Source organism: Sphingomonas sp. (assembly GCF_036269755.1).
GTDB lineage: Bacteria > Pseudomonadota > Alphaproteobacteria > Sphingomonadales > Sphingomonadaceae > Sphingomonas.
Map to the genome: position 1 here is coordinate 598,030 of NZ_DATBDV010000004.1, position 22,196 is coordinate 620,225.

Here is a 22,196-nt window from a genome sequence, read left to right on the forward strand (position 1 = left end):
CCGCGAGGAACGATGATCACGCGCCACGCCACCCAAGTCGATTCCACCGTCCGTGCCGTTCTGAAGGATGTGCTGGGGTTGAGCGAAACCCGCGTCGCGCGGTTCGACGACGGCACGCCGTTGTTCGGCGCGCTGCCCGAACTCGATTCGATGGCGGTCGCCGGCGTGCTCACCGAGATCGAGGATCGGCTCGGCATCGTGATCGAGGACGACGAGGTCGATGGCGACATGCTCGCGACGTTCGGCGCGCTGGCGCGATTCGCGCGCGGCAAGGTCCAGGATTGACCGAGCAGTACGACTGGGCCGGCGGGCGCGAGGCAATCGCGCGGTTCGGCCCGCGCGACGCGCCGCAGGTCGTGCTCGCGCTGCCGTTGTTCGAGGAAGCCAATCGTACCCGCACGTTCGCGACTGGACTTCTCCGCCGCCTCGCCGAGCGCGGGATCGGCGGGGCGCTGCCCGATCTGCCGGGCACCAACGAGAGCATTGTCGCGACCGAACATGCAATGCTGCCGGGCTGGCGGGCGGCGTTGGCTGCGGCGGCCGAGACGATCGGCGGCGGGCAGCCGGTGCACAGCATGACGATTCGTGGCGGAGCGCTGCTCGACCATGACGTCATGGCGGCGAGCCGCTGGCAACTTGCTCCGGCCAAGGGCGAGACGCTGGTCCGTGAGCTTTTCCGCACCGCGCAGGCAGCGGGCGAACCGGTTGAGATCGACCTCAACGCCTATAGCGACGAGGGCGGGCCGGTGAGCATCGCCGGCAACCGCATCGCGCGCCCGCTGCTCCGCGACCTCGCCGCCGCCGATTGCGTCCGCGAAGGTGCGGTGCGGGTGGTGCGGCTCGAAACCGACCCCGCCGTCGCCGACCGCAAGGTCGCGGGCGCGCCCTTGTGGCGGCGAAGCGAGCCCGGCGACGACCCCGCGCTGGCGGCGCTGCTCGCCGACGACATTGCCGAGTGGATCGCCCGATGCGCGAGTTGATCGCCTTCCCGTGCGAAGGCGAGACGCTCGCCGGGACGCTTGATGGTGCCGATGGCGCGACCGGGCTGCTGATCGTGTCGGGCGGGAACGAGATCCGCTGCGGCGCGCATCGCGGCATGGCGCTGCTCGCGGCCGACCTCGCGGCTGGCGGTGTCCCGGTGTTGCGCTTCGACCGCCGCGGAATCGGGGATTCGGAAGGCTCGAACCGCGGCTGGGAGCATAGCAGCCCCGATATCGCCGCCGCCGCCCAGGCATTCCGAACGCTCGCGCCCAACGTTCGCCGCATCACTGGCTTCGGCAATTGCGACGCCGCGACCGCGCTCGCGATGTTCCATCGAACCGCCGGGATCGACTCGCTGGTGCTCGCCAATCCTTGGGTCGGCGATGAAGGCGACAACCTGCCCCCGGCTGATGCCATTAGATCGCTCTATGCCGGTCGCGCAAAGGACCCCAGGCAATGGCTGCGGCTCGCAACCGGCGGGATTAATATCAGCAAAGCAATCAAGGGATTGCGAAAGGCTTCCGCCGCACCACGCGAGGTTGGCAACCAGATCGCCGAGCGCATGGCGGCGGCGCTGGCGGACACGCCGCACCGTTTCCTGCTGGCGAACCGCGACAATACCGCGATCCGGTTTGCGGGTGCGTGGCCGCATGGCGGCGACAAGCGCGAATGCGCGACCGACAGCCACAGCTTCGCGCGCGCCGGGGATGCGGAATGGCTTGCCTCGCAACTGAGAGAAGCGCTGGCTTAGCACTCTCCCCTCCCTGGAAGGGAGGGGCCGGGGGTGGGTCGACGTATCGCGATATGGATGGCGTATGGGCGCGGCTTGCGTACCGCCTAGCCTCCACCCACCCCTAACCCCTCCCTTCCAGGGAGGGGACACTTCATTCCGCCGCTTTGGCCATCTTCTCGAAATCGGCCTCGGCCAGGAACTTCTCGGCATCGAGCGCGGCCATGCACCCCGTCCCTGCCGCGGTGACCGCCTGGCGATAGATTTTGTCCATCACGTCGCCGCACGCGAACACGCCGGGCACACTGGTGCGCGTCGATCCGGTCTCGACCTCGATATAATGATCCGCATCGAGCTCCAGGTGGCCGCGAAATAGCTCGGTCGCGGGGTGGTGCCCGATCGCCACAAACCCGCCCTCGACGTCGAGCCGCGACAGCTCGCCCGTCACCGTGTCGCGCAGCTCGAGCGCGACCAGTCCGGCGGTACCGCCGCCGTCGACGAAGCTCTCGACCTCCTTGTTCCACAACACCTTGATCTTGTCGTTGGCGTGGAGCCGCTCCTGCAGGATCTTCTCCGCGCGCAAGCTGTCGCGGCGGTGGATCAAGGTTACATCCGGCGAATGATTGGTCAGGTACAGCGCCTCCTCGACAGCGGTGTTGCCGCCGCCAATCACTGCCACCTTCTTGCCGCGATAGAAGAAGCCGTCGCAGGTCGCGCACGCGCTGACGCCCTTCCCCTTCAACGCTTCCTCGCTATCGAGCCCCAGCCATTTGGCCTGCGCGCCGGTCGCGATCACCAGCACCTCGCCTTCGTAGATATCGCCGCCGTCGCCGACGAGGCGGAACGGGCGCCGAGTCAGATCGACTTCGACGATCGTGTCCCACATCATCCGCGTGCCGACATGCTCGGCCTGCGCCTGCATCTCCTGCATCAGCCACGGGCCTTGGATGACGTCGCGAAAGCCCGGGTAATTTTCGACGTCGGTGGTGGTGGTCAGCTGGCCGCCGGGCTGGATGCCCTGGACGACGATCGGCGCCATTCCGGCGCGCGCGCCATAGATCGCGGCGGACAGCCCGGCCGGACCGGAGCCGAGAATGAGCATTCGAGTGGTGTGCGTCGTCATGACCGCGTCCTAAGGGCGAAGCGCCCGGCACTGCAAATCTGGGCGCGCGCTTATCCACAACAAGGTGCGACGGCGCGCAGAAAAGCTTGCCTGGCGACAAGCGCCGCCGGATGCTGAGGCGAGCTATCGGGAGAATCGTGTGCGCCGTCTCAGTTTGCCGATCCTTGGCGCGCTCGCGCTGACCAGCTTGGCCTGCAGCGCATCGACGGCGCCGACGGCAGACCAGGACAAGCCCGTCACCACCGCGGGCGTCTGGCAACCCGCCCCGGGAATGACTCAGCTCCCGATCTGGCCCGCCGATCCGCCCGACGGCACGCTGATGCCGCAACCACCGGAAAATGTACGGACCTACAAGGAGCCGCCCGAATATGGTGGCAAATCCGAAGCGGTGCTCGACATCGCCGTCCCGACGATGACCATCATGCGCCCCAAGGACCGCAACACCGGCACGGCGGTCGTCGTCTTCCCCGGCGGCGGGTTCCAAATGGTGTTCATCACACTCGAAGGTACCGAAATCTGCGACTGGCTGACCGCCAAGGGCATCACCTGCATCGTTTCGAAATATCGCGCGCCTGGGGGCAACGAATATTGGGACGACAATCTCAAGCACCATATCACGCCGAAGATCCCCCGCGCGCTGCAGGACGCGCAACGCACGATCCGGCTGGTCCGGTCGAAGGCGAAAGAGCTCGGCATCGACCCGAACAAGATCGGCGTGATGGGCTTTTCGGCGGGCGGCTATCTCGTCGCGCAGACGAGCAACGTCCTGGCAGCGACATACAAGCCCGTCGACGCGATCGACACGATCAGCAGCCGTCCGGACTTCGCCGTCGCGCTTTATCCCGGTCATATCTGCCGCGACAACGGCACCAAGTTCGATCCCGCGCTGCCGATCATCAAGACGGCTCCGCCGACCTTCATCGCGCAGGCATGGGACGATCCCACCGACCCGATCTGCAACAGCCTGATGTACGCCAGCGCGCTCGATAAGGCAGGCGTGTCGACCGAGGTGCATTTGTTCGCGAAGGGCGGCCACGCCTTCGGATTGCGCAAGAAGGACCAGCCTGTCGGGCTGTGGCCGCAGCTTGTCGAGCGGTGGATGAAGCAGATCGGGGTGCTCTAGCGCTCGGGAATCTCAAAGAGCCCCGCCGCGCCCATGCCGCCGGCGGTGCACATCGACACCACGACATACCTCACGCCTCGCTTGCGTCCCTCGATCAGCGCGTGGCCCGTCAGCCGCGATCCGGTCATCCCGAATGGGTGCCCGACCGCGATCGCGCCGCCGTTGACGTTGAGCTTGTCCGGGGCGATCCCCAGCGTGTCGCGGCAATAGAGGCATTGCGACGCGAACGCTTCGTTGATCTCCCACAGCCCGATGTCCGCCACCGTCAGACCGGCGCGCTTGAGCAGCTTGGGCACCGCGAACACTGGCCCGATTCCCATTTCGTCAGGCTCACATCCGGCGACCTGGAAACCGCGATAGATGCCGAGAATGTCCTTGCCCTCGGCCTCCGCGGCCTTGCGCTCCATCAGGATTTGCGCCGCCGCGCCGTCCGACAGTTGCGAAGCGTTGCCTGCGGTGATGTTCTGGCCCTCTTTCACCACCAGGCCGTCCTTGAAGACAGTGCGCAGCCCGGACAGGATCTCCGCCGTCGTCCCCCCACGAATGCCCTCGTCCTGCGTCACGGTAACAGATTCGTGTCCAATCTCATTGCCTTCCTTGTCTAAATTCGCCTTCTCGACCGTGATCGGCACGATCTCCTCAGCGAACGCGCCGTTCTGCAACCCGTCATAGGCACGCTGCTGGCTCATCGCGGCGAACCCGTCCTGGGCAGAGCGCGAAATGCCATAGCGTTCGGCGACCACCTCGGCGGTCTCGATCATCGGCATATAGGCATAGGGCTTCTTCGCGATCACCGACTGGTTCTGATACGGCTTGCCCGCCTGCTTCATGGTGAGCGTGATCGATTCCATCCCGCCCGCCAGCGCCACATCGAGCTCGTCGCACATGATCCCGCGCGCCGCGAGCGCGATCGCGGTCAGGCCCGAGCCGCACTTGCGATCGAGCGTGAATGCCGGGACGCTGGTCGGCAGCCCGGCCGCGAACACCGTATTGCGCGCGACGTTGTACCCTTGCGTCCCCCATTCATTGCCCGCGCCATAAAACACGTCGTCGATCCGCGCCGGATCGATGCCTGCGCGCTCCACCGCGGCGTTCATCACGTGCGCGCCCAGCACGGGCGCTTCGGTCGCGTTGAAATAGCCACGCCCGGCCTTGCCGATGCCGGTGCGGGCGGTGGAGACGATGACGGCTTCGCGCATGATACTCTCCTGATAGTCACGCCCCACTAGCGCGGGCGCGGCCGCTTCGCCACAATGCGCCGCATGACCGCACCGCTCGCCCAACCCTTGGCCGCCCGCTCGCTCCTGTTCGCCCCCGGCGATTCGCCGCGCAAGCTCGAGAAGGCCGGACTCAGCGCCGCCGATCTCGTGATCGTCGATTTGGAAGACGCGGTCGCCGAAAGCGCCAAGCCCGACGCTCGCCAGGCCGTCGCCGATCACCTCAAGAACACGCGCCGCCGCCAGCCGCACTGGATCCGCATCAACCCGCTAGACACGCCGCACGCCCTGGCCGATCTCGCCGCGATCGTACCCGCGAAGCCCGACGGCATCGTTCTCCCCAAGGCGACTCGGCCCGACGCCGAGCGGCTCGACCATTACCTCGAAGCAATCGAAGCCGCGGCAGGGCTAGCGATAGGCGCGATCCCGATATTCGTGCTCGCGACCGAGACCGCGGCAGGCGTGTTCGACGTCGGCAATTACGCCGGCTGCCCGCGCTTGGCGGCCTTGAGCTGGGGCGCCGAGGACAGCGCCACCGCACTCGGCGCGACGAGCAACCGGGGCGACGACGGCGAGTACGACTTCCCCTACCAGCTATTCCGCGCCTTGTGCTTGACCGGCGCCGCTGCGGCGGGGGTCAGCGCAATCGAGACGATCCAAGGCGACTTCCGCGACGCTGAAGGCCTCGAAAAGATAGCCCGCAAGGCCCGCCGCGCAGGCTTTCGAGGCATGCTCGCGATCCACCCCGACCAGGTCCCGATCATCAACAGCGCCTTCTCGCCCTCACCCGAGGAAATCGCCCACGCCGAAGCCATAGTCGCCGCGTTCGACGCCAATCCCGGCGCGGGCACCGTCGGCCTGAACGGAGCGATGCTCGATCTGCCGCACCTGAAGCGCGCGCAGGCGTTGCTGGCGATGAAGCGGTAAGACGAGGGAACGGGCTACGCCATGGTAGCGGAGGAGGGACTTGAACCCCCGACCCCAGGATTATGATTCCCGTGCTCTAACCAGCTGAGCTACTCCGCCCCGAAAGGCCCGCGTTGCCGCGAGCGGCGGGCTATAGGTAGGGCTCCGGGGACGGTCAAGCGCACAGATGGCGCGACAACGACTCCCACGGGCCGCCGCGATACCACGATGCGGCATAGCCGGTAATCGCGAGCGCGCGGGGGCGGAAATCAGCGGATAATTCGGTCAGCAGCGCCCTCGCCGTCTCAGGTTCGACCTTGTTCTGGATCGTTACGTGCGGGCGCCACGGTGCTGCGTCCTGCGGCGTCAGCACCGGTGCCCAGCGGTCGGCAAGTTGCGCGCGAAGGTCTTCGAGCGCCCAGCTATCGATGCGATAGGCGACGCCGCGGCCGAGCGATATCACCCCAGCGATGCGAGCTTCGGGCGTACCCTCCCGCGCCGCCGCCGTCAGCTGCTCGCGCACCTCCTCGGCCAGCGAGGGCGGCAAATGGTGGAACATCGTCAGATGCGCCGCGAGGAAGTTGCGCTCACGCGGGAAGTGCGCCGCACGCTGCCGGTCCAGCCAGGCCTGATCGTCGCGCCCCAAAAGGGCGGTCACAATGATCGGCGCGGGCGTGCTCACTAGATCTCGACCTGGCTCCCCAGCTCGACCACCCGGTTGGTCGGCAGGCGGAAGAATTCCATCGCGCTTTCGGCGTTGCGCAGCATCCACGCGAACAGCTTCTCGCGCCACAACGCCATTCCCGGCTTGCTCGACGCGAGCAGCGTCTGGCGCGCAAGGAAGAAGCTGGTGTCCATCATCTTGAACTTGTCGCCGCACCCGGTGACCAGGGCGAGCGCGGCCGGCACGTCGGGCTCTTCCATGAAGCCGTAGCGCAGCACGACGCGGTGGAAGCCGTGGCCGAGATGATCGAGCGCCAGTCGCTCCGGCAGCGCGACGAAAGGAACGTCGGCGATCTTCACCGTCAGCAGGATGATCCGCTCGTGCAGCACCTTGTTGTGCTTGAGGTTGTGGAGCAGCGCATGCGGCACGCCATCGGGCGACGAGGTCATGAACACAGCGGTGCCGGGGACGCGGCTGGCATGGTTCGACGCCGATTGGATGAATATCTTGATCGGCATCGCGCCCTCGCGCAGCCGCGCCATCATCAACTGGCGCCCCTTCGCCCAGGTCGTCAGGATGGTGAACACGATCAGCCCGACCAACAGCGGGAACCAGCCGCCATCGGGGATCTTGGTCAGGTTCGCGGTCAGATAGGCGCCATCGACCAGGAAGAACAGCGCAAGCAGCGGGATCGCGGTCCATTTCGGCCAATGCCACAGCCGGAACAGCACCACCGCGAGCAGGCAGGTGTCGATCGTCATCGCCCCCGTCACCGCGATTCCGTACGCGCTGGTCAGGTTTGAGGAGGTCTGGAAGAACAGGACGAGGATGATGACCATCGTCAGCAGCATCCAGTTGATCAGCGGGATGTAGATCTGCCCAACGGTCGCGGCGCTGGTATGCTCGATGCGCAGCCGCGGCACGAAACCGAGCTGGATCGCCTGTTGCGTGACCGAGAAGGCGCCGGAAATGACCGCCTGCGATGCGATCACCGCGGCGGCGGTCGCCAGCAGCACGAGCGGGAGCTGGAGATAATCGGGCGCGAGCAGATAGAACGGGCTTTCGAGCGCCTTCGACCCCATCCGCGTGAGCAAAGCCGCCTGCCCCATATAATTTAGGATCAGCGCCGGGAGCACGAAGACCAGCCACGACATCCCGATCGGCTTGCGCCCGAAATGCCCCATATCGGCGTACAGTGCCTCGGCACCGGTCACCGCAAGCACAACCGATCCCAGCGCGAGGAACGCGCGGTGCGGGTCGAGCAGGAAGAATTCGACCGCATAGGTCGGCGAGAATGCCTTGAGCACCTCGGGCGAACCGACGATGCTGATCGTGCCCAACGTCGCGATCGTCGCGAAGTAGAACAGCATCACGGGTCCGAAGAACAACCCGACCTTTGCCGTTCCGCTCTGCTGGATGGCGAACAGGAAGATCAGGATCGCGATCGCGATCGGCAGCACGAAATGCGCCATTCCGGGCTGCGCGACCGCCAAACCTTCGACTGCGGACAGCACCGACACTGCGGGCGTGATCATCGAATCGCCGTAGAAGAGCGAAGTCGCGAACACGCCGAGCAGGATGATCCCCGCGGTCCATTTCCGGGTGCCGGCCTTGCTCGAGATGAGCGCGAGCAGCGCGAGGCTACCCCCCTCACCCTTGTTATCCGCGCGCATGATGATCGCGACGTACTTGATCGTCACCACCACCATCATCGACCAAAACATCAGGCTGGTGACGCCCATGATGTGCGCTAGGTCGAGGCTGAGCTTGTGGTGCCCGGCGAAGGTTTCGCGGAACGCGTAGAGCGGGCTGGTGCCGATGTCGCCGAACACGATCCCAATCGCGCCGACCGCGAGCTTGATCAGGCCGTCATTGCCGTGGCCATGCCCGGCGTGAGGATCCTCTCGCCCGGCCGGCAGCGCATTTTCTGGCGGAGTCGCCGCGCTCACGTACGCGCGATCAGACGAATGGTCATGACGACCGTTTGAAGCCCCTGTTCACGGTGGCGGCCTAGCATTGCGGAGAAACGCCCGCAACGCTGGATAGATGCATCGTTACGGGCGCCGAATCACTTCGCGGATGACGAAATGCGAGGCCAGCCGCGTCACCCCCGGCAGCCGCGATAGCGTCTCTCGATGGATTCGTTCGAAGCTGTCGTCGCGTGTGACTTCGACGTGGAGCATGTAATCGGCCTCGCCGCTCATCAGGAAGCAGTCGCGGATCTCGGGGACGTCGAGGATCTCGCGCTCGAACGCCGCCATCGTCTCCTGGCGCTGGTCCTTCAGCGTGACGTTGACCATCACCACCGTCGGGTTGCCCCGCGCCTCGCGCGACAGCACCGCGCGGAACCCAGCGATCAGCCCGCGGTCGCGCAATTGCCCAACGCGGCGGTGTGCGGCGCTCGCCGACAGCCCGACCTTCCCGCCCAACTCCGCGCTGGTCAGGTCGGAGTTTGCAACCAACTGAGCAATGATCTTGCGATCGAGCGGATCGAGCATTCTTCCCTCTGTTTGGCCCCGTTGCGCGATATCATCCCGACAGCAGCGCACGAAGCGAAAAATTTCGCGAACCTCTCCCGCGCGTTCGGGGGTATTCCCGCATCTTCGGATTTAGGAGAGTCCCCATGCGAGTCGGTGTCCCCAAGGAAATCAAGAACCACGAATATCGCGTCGGGCTGACCCCCGCCTCAGTCGCCGAACTCACCCATGCCGGGCACGAGGTGATCGTCGAGACCAAGGCGGGCATGGGCATCGATTTCCCCGACAGCGCCTATACCGACGCCGGCGCTCGCATTGTCGGCACCGCGCAGGAGGTGTTCGACCAGGCCGACATGATCGTGAAGGTCAAGGAGCCGCAGCAGAGCGAGATCGCGATGCTCAAGCCCAGCCACCTCCTCTTCACGTACCTTCACCTCGCCGCCGACAAGCCGCAGGCCGAGGGGCTGATGAAGTCGGGCGCGACGTGCATCGCGTACGAGACCGTGACCGACCGCAAGGGGGGCCTCCCGCTGCTCAAGCCGATGTCCGAAGTCGCGGGGCGCATGTCGGTCCAGGTCGGCGCGCACTACCTCGAAAAGGAGCAAGGCGGCCGCGGCGTCCTGCTCGGCGGCGTCCCTGGCGTCGCGCCTGCGAAGGTCGCGATCCTCGGCGGCGGCATCTCCGGCGTCAACGCCGCGCAGATGGCGGTCGGCATGCGCGCGGACGTGACGATCTACGACATTTCGAACGATCGCCTCGCCGAGCTCGACATGTTCTTCTCGTCGCAGATCAAGACTGAATACGCGTCGAAGGCGGCGATCGCGGCGGCGGTCAAGGAAGCCAGCCTGGTGATCGGCGCAGTACTCGTCCCCGGCGCCGCCGCGCCCAAGCTCGTCACGCGTGAGATGATCAAGACGATGCGCCGCGGCTCGGTGCTGGTCGATATCGCGATCGACCAGGGCGGCTGTTTCGAGACGAGCCACGCGACGACGCATGAGGACCCGGTGTTCCTGGTCGACGACGTGATCCATTATTGCGTCGCCAACATGCCCGGTGCGGTCGCGCGCACCTCGGCGTTTGCACTCAACAATGCGACCCTGCCCTTCGTGCTCAAGCTCGCCAACCAGGGCCCCGAGGCCGCGATGAGAGCCGATTCGCACCTCGCCGCCGGCCTCAACGTCTACAAGGGCAAGATCACCTTCAAGGCGGTCGCGGACGATCTCGACTTGCCGTTCGAGGCATGGAACGGCTGATCGACCAAGCTAGAAGGCCGACGATCAGCGCGGTGGCGGCGCGCCGGCGGCAAGGAAGCCGTTGAGCGCTGCCAGCCGATCGGCGATCGCGGAGCGATAGCTCGCGTCCTTGGGCGTCAGCGCAAGCGCGCGCACCCAATATGGCTGCGCCTCGGCCAGTTGCCCCGAGCGAATATACGCCCAGCCGAGAAAGAAGGGTGGTCCTGGGTGCGTCGGCGCGAGCCGCATCGCCTGCTGGAACGCGAACAACGAGGCCGGCGAAACGGTGTTGTGATCGTGGAGCGCGAGCACGTTGCCGAGTTCGCTCCACAACGCCGCGTTTTGCGGCGCGTAGCGGACGCCGCCGGTCATCACAGCGGCGGCCGCTTTGGTGTCGCCGTCGCCGAGCATGCGATCTGAAATGCCGAAATAGAGCGACTCGCCGTTGAAGCGCCCGAACAACGTGTCGCGCATTTCCTTGTAGACCGGCTCGACTGGCAGCTTGACGGCTTCCGCCGACACGGGGTGCCCCGGCAAGCCGGGTGCGCCCTGCCACGCATAGCCCGCCGCGCCGAGCATCAGCGTCGCGCCGACCAACGGCCACAGCAATCGCGGCACGCGCAGCACGACGAACAGCGCGGCCGTCGTCACCCCGAGTAAGGCGAGGATCACCCAGCCCATCAGTGCCGCCTCCGGAACGCGCCGCGCGCGAGCAGCACGCCGACGACTAGCAACACGATCGGTGCCGCCCAAAGCGGCCAGGTCAATGCGCCAAGCGGAGGATCGTAGGTAATGTAATCGCCGTAGCGGTCGATCAGCCACGCGCGGACCTGCCCCGGCGTCTCGCCGTTCCGGATTCGCTCGCGGATCAGCGCGCGTACGCTGCCGGCGATCGGCGCATTGCTGTCGGCGACCGACTGGCCTTGGCATTCGACGCAGCGGATCGTCGCCATCAGCGCGCGCGCCTGCGCTTCCTTCGCCGGGTCGCGCAACTGCGTGTCGGCGAACGACACCGGCTGCGCGAAAACGGGTGCGGCAACCAGCGCGAACAGGAGGATCCATCGCTTCATCGCGCCGCCTTCCACGCCGCGATTATCTCCGCCATCTGATCGGGCTGTAAGTTCGAGATATACTGCCGAACGATCCGGCCCTTGCCGTCGATCAGGAATGTCTCGGGCACGCCCGACGAGCCCAACGCTACCTGCACGCGCATCGCCTTGTCGTCGCCGATCCGCTGGTAGGGGTCGCCATAGGTCGCGAGGAAGTCGCGCACCGCTTCCGGCGTGTCGTTGACTGCAATCGCGTCGATCGGCACGCCCGCCACCTTGAGCTTCATGAGCTCGGGCGCTTCGGCGCGGCACGGGACGCACCAGCTGGCAAAGACGTTGATCAGTCGCGGCTGTCCGCCGCCATAGCCGGTGCGCGCCACGCCGGGCCGGTCCGGCAGGAGCGCGGGCAGCGCGAAATCGGGGAGCGGCTTATCGGTCAGCGCCGAATGCACCGCGCGATCGGCGGGCTTGAGCAGGCCGAACCCGACCAGCGCGAACAGCCCCGCGAACAGCGTCAGCGGCAGCCAGAGCAGCGCCCGGCTCATGAATAATAGTCCTCATCGGCGACCTTGCGCCGCCGTCCACGCCACACGCGTCCAATCAGCGACAGCGCGCCGCCGAACGCGACCATCGCCCCGCCAAACCATATCAGCGTCACGAACGGCTTCCACCACAGCCGCAACTGGTATCCGCCCTCCCCGTCGGGCTGGCCGAGCACGGTGTAGAGCTGGCCGTCAAGCTTGGTCGCGATCGCGGACTCGCTTGTGCCGGTCGGCGGATCGGAAAAATACCGCGCTTGCGGCGACAGGATGAAGGGCGTGCCGCCCTCCCCCCGCGTGATCTCGAGATCGGCAGCCATCGCCGACCAGTTGGGACCGACCACCGGCCGCAGCCCCTTGAGCGTGACGAGATAGGGCCCGACCGAATGCAGCTCGCCGACCCGCGCGACCACCAACGTCTCCTTGGTGAACGCGCTATCGCTTGCCATCCCCGCCAGGCTGACCGCGATGCCGAGGTGTGCGATCACCATGCCCCAGGTGAACAACGGCGTTCGCTTGAGGTTGCGCTTCCATAAAGGCGCGACGCTCGCCACTGCCAGCCCAGCCGCCAGCACCAACCCAGCCATCGGCCGCACCCCGATCCCCCAGGCGAACGGCACCAGCACGACCAGCGCGGCACACGCCCCGGTGATTGGCCAAGTCAGCCGTTTGAGCAGTGCGCTGGCATCGTCGCGCCGCCAGCGCAGCAACGGCCCTGCCGCCATGAACACCACCAGCAACAAAGCGACCGGCCCCACCGTCTTGTCGAAGAACGGCTTGCCGACCGACAATTGCACGCCAAGGCTGGCCGCGAGGATCGGATAGAGCGTCCCGATCAGCACGATCCCCAGGATCACCGACAGCAGCAGATTGTTGACCACCAACGCGCCCTCGCGGCTGACGATCGCGAACACGTTGCCCTGCCGCACCGTTCCGATCCGCACCGCAAACAGCGCGAGCGCGCCCCCGATATAGATCGCCAGCAGCGCCAGGATGAACTCCCCCCGCTCGGGATCGATCGCGAAGGCATGGACGCTGGTGAGGATGCCCGATCGCACGAGGAAGGTGCCGATCATGCTCATCGAAAACGCCACCACGGCGAGCATGATCGTCCAGGCGCGCAGACCGTCGCGAGTCGCCAGCACGCTCACCGAATGGAGCAGAGCGGTTGCGGCGAGCCACGGCATTAGACTGGCGTTCTCGACCGGGTCCCAGAACCACCAGCCGCCCCAGCCCAGTTCGTAATAGGCCCAGTAGGACCCCGCGGTGATGCCGAGCGTCAGGAAGATCCAGGCGCCGAGCACCCAGGGCCGCATCGCGCGCGCGAACGCCGGCCCGACGTCGCGCATGATGAGCGCGCCGACCGCGAAGCTGAACGCGATGGAGATGCCGACATAGCCGATGTAAAGCGTCGGCGGATGGAGCGCCAAGCCAGGGTCCTGGAGCAATGGGTTGAGCCCGTTGCCATCGGCCGGCGCCGGAAACACGCGCGCGAACGGATTGGAGGCGAACAGCAGGAACGCGTAGAACCCCATCGAAATCAGCGCCTGCGCGCCGATCGTCGCGACCAGCGTCCGCGCTTCCAATCGCCGCTCGAACACCGCCACCGCCGCGCCGCCCACCGCCAGGATCGTCACCCACAGCAACATCGAGCCTTCGTGGTTCCCCCACGCGCCGGCGATCTTGTAGATCATCGGCTTGGCCGAATGGCTGTTCTCGGCGACCAGCAGCACCGACATGTCCGACGCCACGAACACCAGGATCAGGCACAGCATCGCAATTGCGACGAGCAACCCTTGCGCGATCGCGACCGGACGCACCGCGGTCGCGAATGCCGCGCCGCGATCGTGCCCCGTGCCGCGCACCGCGCCGACCGCGAGCACTAGCTGCAACGCCGCCATCGCAGCCGCCAGCCACAGCGCGGCAAGCCCCGCCTCGGCGATCATCGCGCGGGCGGCTTGGGCTGGGGCAGCGTGCCCGCCATTTCAGGCGGCTGGTACTTCTCGTCGTGCTTGGCGAGCAGGTTCGACGCGACGAAGCTGCCGTCGGGCTGGAACCGGCCTTCGGCGACGACCCCCGAATTCTCCCGAAACAGGTCGGGTGCGATGCCTTTGAAGGTCACCGGCACGGTTGCCGAGCGATCGACCACCGTGAAAGTGAGCGTGATGCCGTCCGCCGCCTTGTGCAGCGATCCGCGCTCGACCAGCCCGCCGAGCCGCACCGCCTTGCCGAGCGGCAGGCCCTTCGCCTTGAGGTCGGACGGCGCGTAATAGAACGCCGCCTGATCCTTCAATGCCGACAAGGCGAGCCCGCTCGCCCCCGCTACCGCGAGCAGGGCCAGCCCCGCGAGCCACAACCGTTGGTGCCTGGGCTTCACTTGATATCGCGCTCCGCCGCGCGCATCGCCAGCCAGTTCCACGCCGTCAAGGCGGCGGTCGCGCCCAGCGTCAGGCCATAGGCCGCATCGACGAACCACCACTGGTTCATGCCGGTATGTCCGTGGACAGGCGCCGCAACCGCGCCTCGCGCCGCTCGCGCGCCAGCGTCATGCGCATCCGCATCAGCACGACGCCCGCGAAGATCAGCGTGAAGCCCCCCAAGGTGAACCAAAGCGGCCACAGCATCGACGGCGCGATCGTCGAACTGGTCAGCCCGATCGACTCGCCCTGGTGCAGCGTGTTCCACCACACCACCGAATAGCGGATGATCGGCAGCAGCACGGTGCCGGCAATGCCGTAGATCGCCGGGACACGCCCGTCGCCGCCCTGATCGGCATCGGCGCGGGCGAGCGCGATATAGGCGAGATAGACGAAGAACAGCAGCAGCATCGACGTCAGCCGCCCGTCCCACTGCCACCAGGTCCCCCAGGTCGGCCGCCCCCAGATCGACCCGGTCGCGAGGCACAGGAACGCGAACAGCGCGCCGGGCAGCGCGATGCTACGCGCCGCGATCCGCGCCAGCGGATGCCGCCACACGAGATAGACGATGCTCGACACCGCGATCCCGCTCCACCCGGCCATCCCGAGCCACGCGGTCGGCACGTGGATGTAGAGAATCCGCACCGTCTCACCTTGCAGGTAATCGGGCGGCGTCTGCGTGAGCCCGGCCCAGCACCCGAATAACGCGAGCACGATCCCGGGCACCAGCAATCCCGGCGTCAACGGACGCGCGAGCCGCAGGAAACGAGCGGGATTGGCGAGGGCGTGAAGGCTGGGCACGATCATGGCGCGATAGGACAAGATTGGCGCGAGGTCACGCAGAGTTGCCTGAATGGAGCGATTGGAGGTCAGCCGCGTCGCGCAGCGACCGGTCCCGCCGACGGAAGCTAGGATCTGACCTCGACCGCTTCGCCGAAAGACACGGTGTCCACCGGCGCACGCGCTTCGTTCACGATCACGATCCGGTGCGTGAGGCCCAGATGCCCCTGCGAGACCGTATCCGCCGCCAGCGCCCGCGCCGCGACCACCGCATAGGCGTGCGCCGCTCGATCGTCGGCGAGCTCCGCCCCTTCGAAATCCTCGGTGACGTCGTCGTTCTCGACGTTGAAATAGTAGCGCGGCATAGGATTGGATACCCCGCCCGGCGCGCGCACGCATTGATGCGGATCAAAATACGATTCGTTTTCAAAAGCCGTCGTTCGGCCTCAACCGCGCCCGATCAGCCGCCGCGCGATCGAGTCCGCTACGTCCGACGCAGGCTCGCCGGTCCGCTCGCTCTCGTCCCACACCTGGATCAACCGATCGGGAATCCGCGCAATCCGCGCCTCGACCTCGGCACGATCGCCTTGCCCGAGATATTCGAGCCCGACATTGATGATGCCGCCGGCGTTGATCACGTAGTCGGGCGCGTAGACGATGCCGCGCGCGTGGAGCCGCGCACCGTCCTCCCTGGTCTCGAGCTGATTGTTGGCGCCGCCCGCAATGACCTTGGTCTGGAGCGCCGCGATCGACGCTTCGGTCAGGATCGCCCCGAGCGCATTCGGGCTGACCACGTCGGCCGGGAGCGCGAGGATTTCCTCCGTGGGCACCGTCTTCGCGCCGAGCTCCGCTGCGAGCGCCTTCGCCTTGTCCGTGTTGACGTCAGCCAGCGTCAACTTTGCGCCGTCCTTCGCCAGCAATCTAGCGAGCCCGCCGCCGACCGAGCCCACGCCCTGGATCGCCACGTGCACGCCCGCCATCGTATCGGCGCCGATCCCGCGCTTCGCCGCGGCCTTGACGCCCAAATACACGCCATGCGCAGTGAACGGACCGGGGTCGCCGCCAGCGCTGCCCGCCGCGACCGGCAGGCCGGAGACATGCTTGGTCATCGTCGCGATGACCTTCATGCTCGCTTCCGACATGCCGACATCCTCGGCCGTCACGTAGCGCCCGCCAAGCGAATCGACCGCTCGGCCGAACGCCTCGAGCTGCGCTTGCGTGATGGCATCGCCGGGCTTGTCGGCGAGCACGACCGCCTTGCCGCCGCCCATCGGCAGCTCGGCCATCGCATTCTTGTAGCTCATCCCGCGCGACAGGCGCAGCGCGTCGGTGATCGCCCGGTTGCTGTCGGCGTAATGCCAGAAGCGCACGCCGCCCGCCGCCGGACCGCGCGCGGTCGAGTGCACCGCGATCACCGCGGTCAGGCCGCTGGCTGGGTCGCGAAACAGGTGGACGCCCTCATGGTCGTCGAAATCGGGCATTTCCCAAACCGAGGTCATCGCAGGCTCCGAGGCTAAAGAATTAAATTGTCGATCGGCGCAATATTGTTTCCAGGGAGCGAAGGCTATCCCGAATGGCATCCGGCGGAGAAAATGGGGCGACCGACGGGACTTGAACCCGCAACATCCGGCATCACAAGCCGACGCTCTAACCAATTGAACTACGATCGCCGCGAAGCGCTCGCCCCTAGCGGGAGCGGCCCCGGATGGTCAAGCCGTCAGAAATTGCCGACGACGGTCAGCCGATAGCCGTCGCCCACCGCGCGGAACCCGGCGGCGGTCAGGGTCGCCGCGGCGTCGAGATCGGACGGTCTGGCGGTGAGCGTCGCGCGATAGCGGCCGTCGGCCTGGATCGTGACGGCGATCGATTCGGTCTGCGCCTGGGTGGCGAGCGGAATCAGCAATGCGCCGCCATCGCAGCGGACGATGCCGGAGAGCTGGGGCGGCAAGTTGAGCTGCGGCATGGTCGCCGCAATCGTCGCAGTCACCTTGCCCTCGGCGCGCTCGCAGGCGCCGTCGCGAAACCGGACGCTGACGTCGTCGAGCGCGATCGATGTCACCGGCACCGGCGCGAAGGCGTCGCCGGCGGGGATCGTCGCGGTGACGTCGTCGACCCCGCTCGTGCTGCGGCTAAAGCTCAGTGCGCCGCTCAGCGTCGCGTTGGGGCTGCCCTCGCGCCCGGCAACGTCGAACCGCGCCCGACCAATGAATAACTGGATCGGCGAGAGTCCCGCGTTCAGGTCACCCAGGGGGACATCACCGTAATGCGCCTCGCTCAGCCCGCCCCACCACGCAGGCCCCATCACTTCGCGCGCGCTCAGCCCCTCGTCGCCGAGCCCCGATAGTCCGAGCCCGAGCCGCAACGGAAACAACGCGACAAGCGCGATCACCAGCATCGCGCCGAACAGCACCGGCCTCCTCGTCCGCAATCCGATCATGGCGCCATCATCCTGAATGTGATATCGGCGGCGACATTGTGGTTGCCGGCATCGGTGACCGAGGCTTGTTCGACCAGCACGCCCCGCGCTTCCAAATCGCCCAGCCACGCCAGTAGCGCCCCGCCGCGCGCGGAATTGATGTGAACGCGCAGCTTAGCGCCATCGGCCGCGACCGAATCGAGCGAGAAGCCCGCACTCGACGCCGACTGCCGAACGATCGCGTCGATCGGCTCCGCCACCACCTCGGGTAGCGCGCGACGGATCGCGCGCACCGCTGCGACTTGTTCGCGAGTCTGCGCCAGCCGAACCGCGGCATCGGCGTTGCGCCGCCGCGCCGACGACAGCGCTTCGTCCAGCGGCCGGATCACGCCCCACACGATGGTCAGGCCGAGCAATGCGAGCATGGCAAGGATCAACCACTTCTCGCGCCGGCTGCGGCCATCGAACCACGATTTGAGTTGCGCGGTCATGACGGCGACACCGTGAGCGTGCCGGTCAGTCGACCAACCGTGCCCGTGAAGGGGCTCGCGTCGACCGCAAATCCCGCGGCTGCGAGTCGATTCTGGACTTCGAGAATCTGCCCTTGCGCCTGCACTGCGAGCGAAACGCGCAGCTTGCCGCTCGGATCGAACGACAGGCCGCTGATCTCGGCGCCAGGCGTCGCGGCGACGGCGGCAGAGACGCTCGCGGCAGTCTGGCTGAACCCGGCACCGCCCCCGCGAAGCCGCGCGAGCCGATCGGTCAGTTGCTGGCGGGCATCGGTGACTGCCTCGCCACGCCCCAACCCTTGCCGGGCGAGCGAGTCCGCCTGCGCCTCCAGCGCAGCGGCTGAGGCATTGTATCGGACGATTTGCGCGAGCGTGATCAGCAACGTCGCCGCCATGATCGCGGCGAGCAGCCAAGCGAGCCGGCGCACCAACAGCCAGTCGATCGCGGCGCGCTTGCGCAGCGCATACAGCCCTTGCCGCAGATCGAGCGCGGGGTCGGCGAGCGCTGCGACGATTGCCGCCTCCAGCGCGTCGCGGTCGAGCGCCAGAACCGAGGCATCACCGATGACCAGAGCGGTCAGCCCGTCCTCGTCGGCGAACCCGCTCGACCGCCCGCGCACGACGCCGCCGTCGGCGCCCCCGAGGTCGCCCACCACATACCCCTCGTCGGGGCGCGGCAACAGCATGGGCGCCGGGACGATCGCTTCGGCCTCGAACCCCGCTCCGGCCAGCATCGCCAGCCAGTCGTCCATCTGAACGGCAGCGACGGCGCCGATCGGGCGCTCGGCCAAGCCTTCCTCGCGCCCCACCGCGACATGCAAGTCGCCTAGCGGCGTCACGCTCGCCTCGGCGACGAGCAACCGCGCCGCCGCAACCGCTTGCGCCTGCGATCGATCGGGAAGGTCCGCCCAATGGAGCGTTACCGCCTCCGCCGGCGCAATCGCCACCACGCGCGTGCCGGCAGGTTGGACGGGCGCGGGCAGGCCGTCGCCCCGCATTGCCACGGCGCCATCGCGCACCGCGAGCCAACGCCACCGGCGTTCGCTATCGGCGGGGAGGAACAGCGCCAGCGTGTCGCTCACACCCCCTCCCCCGATTGCAGCGCGACGAGGCGCGGTCGCGGCCGGCGCGCGTCGATCAGCCCGGTCTGGTGCAGCGTGATGCGGCCGATCGCGACATCGGTCGTGAGCGCAAACCAATGCGTCGTCACCGCCGTCGCGGCCTGCGCGTCGCCGGCATTACTTCCCGAGAGCGGTCCACGGCTCCAGAAGTCGCTCGTGCTTGCCCAGCCCTCCGCCGGCCGCGATAACAACGCGCGCCGCACTTGGTCGACACCAATGGTATCGGGCGCCATCGCCGCGATCAGCGCGCCGCGCTCGGGCGCAAGCGTATTGACGTTGACCGTCGTCGGCTGCTCGGTCGGCAGCGCGCAGACATAGGGGCGTAGCGCCGCGTAGATCTGGGGCGTCACGCCGACCACGGCGCGCAACTCGCTAACGTCGGCCATCAGCGTGTTGGCGGGGCGATAGACGGGCTGGAACCCGCTATACGCGGCGTCCTCGGCGCCACCCGCGATCGGGTCGCCGTCGCTGTCGATCCAGTCGGCGGTGGCTGCCGCGATGGTGTCGCCGCCGGCTACGCCGAGCAGCCGCATCAACCGCGCGAACTGGAGCACGCCGGGCATTCGAACGGCGTAGCTGTCGGCGCCGGTGCGAACCACCAGGCTGTTGAGGTTGAAGCAATTGCCGGCGTCAAGGACTCGCGCGGTCGCGGTACCCTCGGGGATCGGCAGCGGGAACGGATGGTCGCTCCATCCACCGGCGAGCGAAACGCGCGACCTGTCCTGCCCCAGCACCGCCTCGATCCGCACCAGCGCCATCGTGGCTGCGGCGCGCGACCAGGCGTTGGCCTGCTCCATCGCATTCGCGTTCGAAGCCTGGCGCGTAGCGAGCGTGAGCTTCTCCATCGTCCCGGCGGCCATCGCGCCGACGATGGCGACGAGCAGCAACACCGTCAGCAACGCTGCGCCGCGCTCGCTTGCGCGCTTACCCTGCATTGCCGATCCCTGCCCCCATGACATTGCCCGTACCGATCGCGAAGAGTTCGCGGAAGACGGTCCCGTCGCGGCGCGTGATAGTCATCTCGACCGCATCGGGCAGCGGCGTGGCGGGCTGGCCCGACCAGCTGTCGCTCCAGGCGCCCGCAAGGCGATAGCGGAGCGTGACCCCCGCAACGTTGGTCAGCATCCTCGCGGCCGGCAACGGCGCCGCGCCGTCGAGCATCGGATAGGCGATGCGCTCGATCGCGCCTTCGTCGTTCAACCGGTATTCGACCTTCTGCAGGCTCGCGCGCGGGGCGCCGTCGACGTTGTCCCACCCGCCGCGCACCAATCGCAGCAACCTGCCCCCGCCGCCGCTTTCGAAGGCGGGCCGGCGGGCGCCGCCTTCGTCGCGAGTCGAACGGGGCGATGCCTGCGCAAGGTCGGCTTCCAGAACGCCATCGAGCCGATACAGCGCACCGACGTCGTCGAGTTTCTTCCCCGCCACCGCTTGCGCGCGCACCCCGAACGACAGCAACGATACCCCAGCCGCCGCGAGTAGTGCGAAGATCAGCAGCGCGATCATCATTTCGATGAGGGTAAACCCGGACTGACGTGCGGTCACGGCGGGGGACTCGGTACGGGTGCGGGTGCAGGCGGCGGGCTATCGCGGAGCACGGTCAGTTTGGCGGCGGTTCCCGACGCGTCGGCCACGGTAACGTCTATTCGGAACACGCGGTTGCCATCGCCGACCGGCGCCACCACACGCGTCCAACGCCAGGTCCGCCCGCCGTTGCTCTCGTCGCCTTGCGCGGTGCCGAGCGTCGGGACCTGCGCCGCGGTCTGCGCATCGACCGCGACGTTGCGCACGACGATCCCGGCGAGCAGCGACCGGTCGAGCGTGCTCGCACCGCGAAAGCTCGCGCCTTCCAGCCGGATGAGCGCCAAGGCCGCGAGACTGAACACCGCGAGCGCCACCATCATCTCGATCAGCGTAAAGCCACGTTCGCAAGTCCGCGAACGTGCCCCCGCCTGCGCGGGAATACGGCAGAAAAAATCAGCCACCGATGTGCACCGCACCGTTGGTCCCGATCGACACGCGCACCGCCTGCCCTTCGCGCCGCAGGTCGACCGTCAGCGGCCGGTCGGCCATCCCGGTCGGATCGAACACCACGCGATCGCGTCCGCCCGCTCCCGATGGTGCCGCTTCGATCCCTTTGCCCCATTGGGTGACGCGAAGTGGCTTGTCGCTGATCGCCTGCCAGCCGCTACCCGCGCGTTCGTCGAAACCATAGCCACCAGGCGTCACCCACACGCTGACTGGGCGCGCGCCGACGATCGCTGCGTCGTGCGCGGCGCGGGCGCGCGCCGCGAAGCGCTCGGCATCATCGCGCACTCGCCCGCGCGGATCGGGCATGACGAGCACCACCGCTGCCGCCGCGAGCGCGACGATCGTGATGACGATCATCAACTCGATCAGCGTGAAGCCCTGCTGGGCGGGACGCCGACAAGACTCAAAGCCGCGGTCGCGCACCGTGCGGTCCTATTGCCAGCTACCGATATCGGCGTCGGCGCCCTGCCCGCCTTCCTTGCCGTCCGCTCCGAGGCTCCAGACGTCGAACGCTCCGTGCTGACCGGGTGCGGCATAGAGGTAGGGGTGCCCCCACGGGTCCTTCTCCAGCTTCTTGATATAGCCACCCTTTTGGTATTGCGACGGATCGCTGAGCCCCGCCGGCATCGCGACCAGCGCCTGCAGCCCCTGGTCGGATGTCGGATAGCTCCCCATCGATAGCTGATAGGCGTTGAGCGCGCTTTCGATCGTCGCGATGTCGGACTTCGCCTTCACGACACGCGCCTTGTCGCCGAACGGGACGACGTTGATCACCACGATCGCGGCGAGCAGGCCGAGGATGACGATCACGACCATCAACTCCACAAGGGTGAAACCCTCTTCATCATCGCGGCGGCGGTCTGGGTTCAGGATACGCATGGTCA

Annotated in this window: 27 protein-coding genes and 2 tRNA genes; 6 read left to right on the forward strand and 23 right to left on the reverse strand. The window is 67.3% G+C overall.

All coding sequences use genetic code 11. From position 1 onward, the window contains the following. Positions 1 to 12 precede the first annotated feature (12 nt). From VH326_RS05325 to VH326_RS05335, 3 genes are read left to right on the forward strand one after another with little or no spacing between them, the layout of a single operon-like run. Positions 13 to 285, forward strand: coding sequence for an acyl carrier protein (locus tag VH326_RS05325; RefSeq protein WP_329630742.1), 273 nt, complete (start codon positions 13 to 15; stop codon positions 283 to 285). After that, the gene (locus VH326_RS05330) at positions 282 to 980 is read left to right on the forward strand and encodes a hypothetical protein (RefSeq protein ID WP_329630743.1); all 699 of its coding nucleotides are present in this window, start codon (positions 282 to 284) and stop codon (positions 978 to 980) included. The genes VH326_RS05325 and VH326_RS05330 overlap by 4 nt, the downstream gene beginning before the upstream one ends. Further along, positions 968 to 1,732, forward strand: coding sequence for a hydrolase 1, exosortase A system-associated (locus VH326_RS05335; protein ID WP_329630744.1), 765 nt, complete (start codon positions 968 to 970; stop codon positions 1,730 to 1,732). The genes VH326_RS05330 and VH326_RS05335 overlap by 13 nt, the downstream gene beginning before the upstream one ends. Positions 1,733 to 1,865: 133 nt before the next feature. On the opposite strand, the gene trxB is transcribed toward VH326_RS05335, so the two are convergent. Continuing rightward, complete coding sequence (gene trxB / locus VH326_RS05340; protein WP_329630745.1) at positions 1,866 to 2,834, reverse strand: thioredoxin-disulfide reductase; 969 nt, start codon at positions 2,832 to 2,834, stop codon at positions 1,866 to 1,868. 139 nt (positions 2,835 to 2,973) lie between these two features. Between trxB and VH326_RS05345 the strand changes: the two genes are divergently transcribed. After that, positions 2,974 to 3,957 carry an alpha/beta hydrolase gene (locus tag VH326_RS05345; protein ID WP_329630746.1) on the forward strand — a complete coding sequence of 328 codons (984 nt, stop codon included), beginning with the start codon at positions 2,974 to 2,976 and terminating at the stop codon, positions 3,955 to 3,957. Here VH326_RS05345 and VH326_RS05350 read toward each other — a convergent pair. Beyond that, positions 3,954 to 5,156: an acetyl-CoA C-acyltransferase gene (locus tag VH326_RS05350; RefSeq protein WP_329630747.1), complete on the reverse strand. Its 1,203-nt coding sequence runs from the start codon at positions 5,154 to 5,156 to the stop codon at positions 3,954 to 3,956. The genes VH326_RS05345 and VH326_RS05350 overlap by 4 nt on opposite strands. A gap of 63 nt (positions 5,157 to 5,219) precedes the next feature. On the opposite strand from VH326_RS05350, the gene VH326_RS05355 reads away from it, so the two are divergent. Next, positions 5,220 to 6,101 carry a CoA ester lyase gene (locus VH326_RS05355; RefSeq protein WP_329630748.1) on the forward strand — a complete coding sequence of 294 codons (882 nt, stop codon included), beginning with the start codon at positions 5,220 to 5,222 and terminating at the stop codon, positions 6,099 to 6,101. 22 nt (positions 6,102 to 6,123) lie between these two features. On the opposite strand, the gene VH326_RS05360 is transcribed toward VH326_RS05355, so the two are convergent. The 4 genes from VH326_RS05360 to VH326_RS05375 all read right to left on the reverse strand — a co-directional run bounded on the left by VH326_RS05360 (position 6,124) and on the right by VH326_RS05375 (position 9,242). Continuing rightward, positions 6,124 to 6,200, reverse strand: a tRNA-Met gene (locus tag VH326_RS05360). A 55-nt stretch (positions 6,201 to 6,255) separates the two neighbouring features. Continuing rightward, positions 6,256 to 6,762, reverse strand: a complete 507-nt coding sequence (locus VH326_RS05365; RefSeq protein WP_414714248.1) for a 2'-5' RNA ligase family protein — start codon at positions 6,760 to 6,762, stop codon at positions 6,256 to 6,258. Next, entirely contained in the window at positions 6,762 to 8,663 is a 1,902-nt protein-coding gene (locus tag VH326_RS05370) for a potassium transporter Kup (protein WP_329630803.1), read from the reverse strand. The genes VH326_RS05365 and VH326_RS05370 overlap by 1 nt, the downstream gene beginning before the upstream one ends. A 135-nt stretch (positions 8,664 to 8,798) precedes the next feature. Further along, positions 8,799 to 9,242, reverse strand: a complete 444-nt coding sequence (locus VH326_RS05375) for an Lrp/AsnC family transcriptional regulator (protein WP_329630749.1) — start codon at positions 9,240 to 9,242, stop codon at positions 8,799 to 8,801. Between the two features lie 125 nt (positions 9,243 to 9,367). Here VH326_RS05375 and ald point away from each other — a divergent pair, with 125 nt between their 5' ends. Beyond that, positions 9,368 to 10,474, forward strand: coding sequence for an alanine dehydrogenase (gene ald, locus VH326_RS05380; RefSeq protein WP_329630750.1), 1,107 nt, complete (start codon positions 9,368 to 9,370; stop codon positions 10,472 to 10,474). A gap of 24 nt (positions 10,475 to 10,498) precedes the next feature. On the opposite strand, the gene VH326_RS05385 is transcribed toward ald, so the two are convergent. The 17 genes from VH326_RS05385 to gspG form a co-directional block, all read right to left on the reverse strand. After that, complete coding sequence (locus VH326_RS05385) at positions 10,499 to 11,134, reverse strand: tetratricopeptide repeat protein (protein ID WP_329630751.1); 636 nt, start codon at positions 11,132 to 11,134, stop codon at positions 10,499 to 10,501. Continuing rightward, positions 11,134 to 11,523 carry a cytochrome c-type biogenesis protein gene (locus VH326_RS05390; protein WP_329630752.1) on the reverse strand — a complete coding sequence of 130 codons (390 nt, stop codon included), beginning with the start codon at positions 11,521 to 11,523 and terminating at the stop codon, positions 11,134 to 11,136. Before VH326_RS05390 ends, VH326_RS05385 begins: the two co-directional genes overlap by 1 nt. Continuing rightward, a complete protein-coding gene (locus tag VH326_RS05395) occupies positions 11,520 to 12,047 on the reverse strand; it encodes a redoxin family protein (RefSeq protein ID WP_329630753.1) in 528 nt (175 codons plus the stop codon). The genes VH326_RS05390 and VH326_RS05395 overlap by 4 nt, the downstream gene beginning before the upstream one ends. Next, positions 12,044 to 13,987, reverse strand: coding sequence for a heme lyase CcmF/NrfE family subunit (locus tag VH326_RS05400; protein ID WP_329630754.1), 1,944 nt, complete (start codon positions 13,985 to 13,987; stop codon positions 12,044 to 12,046). Before VH326_RS05400 ends, VH326_RS05395 begins: the two co-directional genes overlap by 4 nt. Then, on the reverse strand, positions 13,984 to 14,418 hold the full coding sequence (gene ccmE / locus VH326_RS05405; protein WP_329630755.1) for a cytochrome c maturation protein CcmE: 435 nt from the start codon (positions 14,416 to 14,418) through the stop codon (positions 13,984 to 13,986). Before ccmE ends, VH326_RS05400 begins: the two co-directional genes overlap by 4 nt. Before the next feature lie 106 nt (positions 14,419 to 14,524). Continuing rightward, entirely contained in the window at positions 14,525 to 15,259 is a 735-nt protein-coding gene (gene ccmC / locus VH326_RS05410; protein WP_329630804.1) for a heme ABC transporter permease CcmC, read from the reverse strand. Positions 15,260 to 15,366: 107 nt separating this feature from the next. Then, the gene (locus VH326_RS05415; protein WP_329630756.1) at positions 15,367 to 15,633 is read right to left on the reverse strand and encodes a DUF6894 family protein; all 267 of its coding nucleotides are present in this window, start codon (positions 15,631 to 15,633) and stop codon (positions 15,367 to 15,369) included. Positions 15,634 to 15,684: 51 nt separating this feature from the next. Then, positions 15,685 to 16,737 carry a Glu/Leu/Phe/Val family dehydrogenase gene (locus VH326_RS05420; protein WP_329630757.1) on the reverse strand — a complete coding sequence of 351 codons (1,053 nt, stop codon included), beginning with the start codon at positions 16,735 to 16,737 and terminating at the stop codon, positions 15,685 to 15,687. A gap of 94 nt (positions 16,738 to 16,831) precedes the next feature. Next, positions 16,832 to 16,908, reverse strand: a tRNA-His gene (locus tag VH326_RS05425). Between the two features lie 47 nt (positions 16,909 to 16,955). Further along, the gene (gspN, locus tag VH326_RS05430) at positions 16,956 to 17,675 is read right to left on the reverse strand and encodes a type II secretion system protein N (RefSeq protein WP_329630758.1); all 720 of its coding nucleotides are present in this window, start codon (positions 17,673 to 17,675) and stop codon (positions 16,956 to 16,958) included. After that, entirely contained in the window at positions 17,672 to 18,145 is a 474-nt protein-coding gene (gspM, locus tag VH326_RS05435; protein ID WP_329630759.1) for a type II secretion system protein GspM, read from the reverse strand. The genes gspN and gspM overlap by 4 nt, the downstream gene beginning before the upstream one ends. Beyond that, entirely contained in the window at positions 18,142 to 19,245 is a 1,104-nt protein-coding gene (gspL, locus tag VH326_RS05440; RefSeq protein WP_329630760.1) for a type II secretion system protein GspL, read from the reverse strand. Before gspL ends, gspM begins: the two co-directional genes overlap by 4 nt. Then, positions 19,242 to 20,219 carry a type II secretion system minor pseudopilin GspK gene (gene gspK, locus VH326_RS05445; protein ID WP_329630761.1) on the reverse strand — a complete coding sequence of 326 codons (978 nt, stop codon included), beginning with the start codon at positions 20,217 to 20,219 and terminating at the stop codon, positions 19,242 to 19,244. Before gspK ends, gspL begins: the two co-directional genes overlap by 4 nt. Next, on the reverse strand, positions 20,209 to 20,826 hold the full coding sequence (gene gspJ, locus VH326_RS05450) for a type II secretion system minor pseudopilin GspJ (protein WP_329630762.1): 618 nt from the start codon (positions 20,824 to 20,826) through the stop codon (positions 20,209 to 20,211). Before gspJ ends, gspK begins: the two co-directional genes overlap by 11 nt. After that, positions 20,823 to 21,266 carry a type II secretion system minor pseudopilin GspI gene (gene gspI, locus VH326_RS05455; RefSeq protein ID WP_329630763.1) on the reverse strand — a complete coding sequence of 148 codons (444 nt, stop codon included), beginning with the start codon at positions 21,264 to 21,266 and terminating at the stop codon, positions 20,823 to 20,825. The genes gspJ and gspI overlap by 4 nt, the downstream gene beginning before the upstream one ends. Beyond that, positions 21,259 to 21,735 (reverse strand): GspH/FimT family pseudopilin, encoded by a 477-nt coding sequence (locus VH326_RS05460; RefSeq protein WP_329630764.1) that lies wholly within the window; start codon positions 21,733 to 21,735, stop codon positions 21,259 to 21,261. Before VH326_RS05460 ends, gspI begins: the two co-directional genes overlap by 8 nt. A 9-nt stretch (positions 21,736 to 21,744) precedes the next feature. Further along, the gene (gene gspG, locus VH326_RS05465; protein ID WP_329630765.1) at positions 21,745 to 22,191 is read right to left on the reverse strand and encodes a type II secretion system major pseudopilin GspG; all 447 of its coding nucleotides are present in this window, start codon (positions 22,189 to 22,191) and stop codon (positions 21,745 to 21,747) included. Positions 22,192 to 22,196 lie beyond the last annotated feature (5 nt).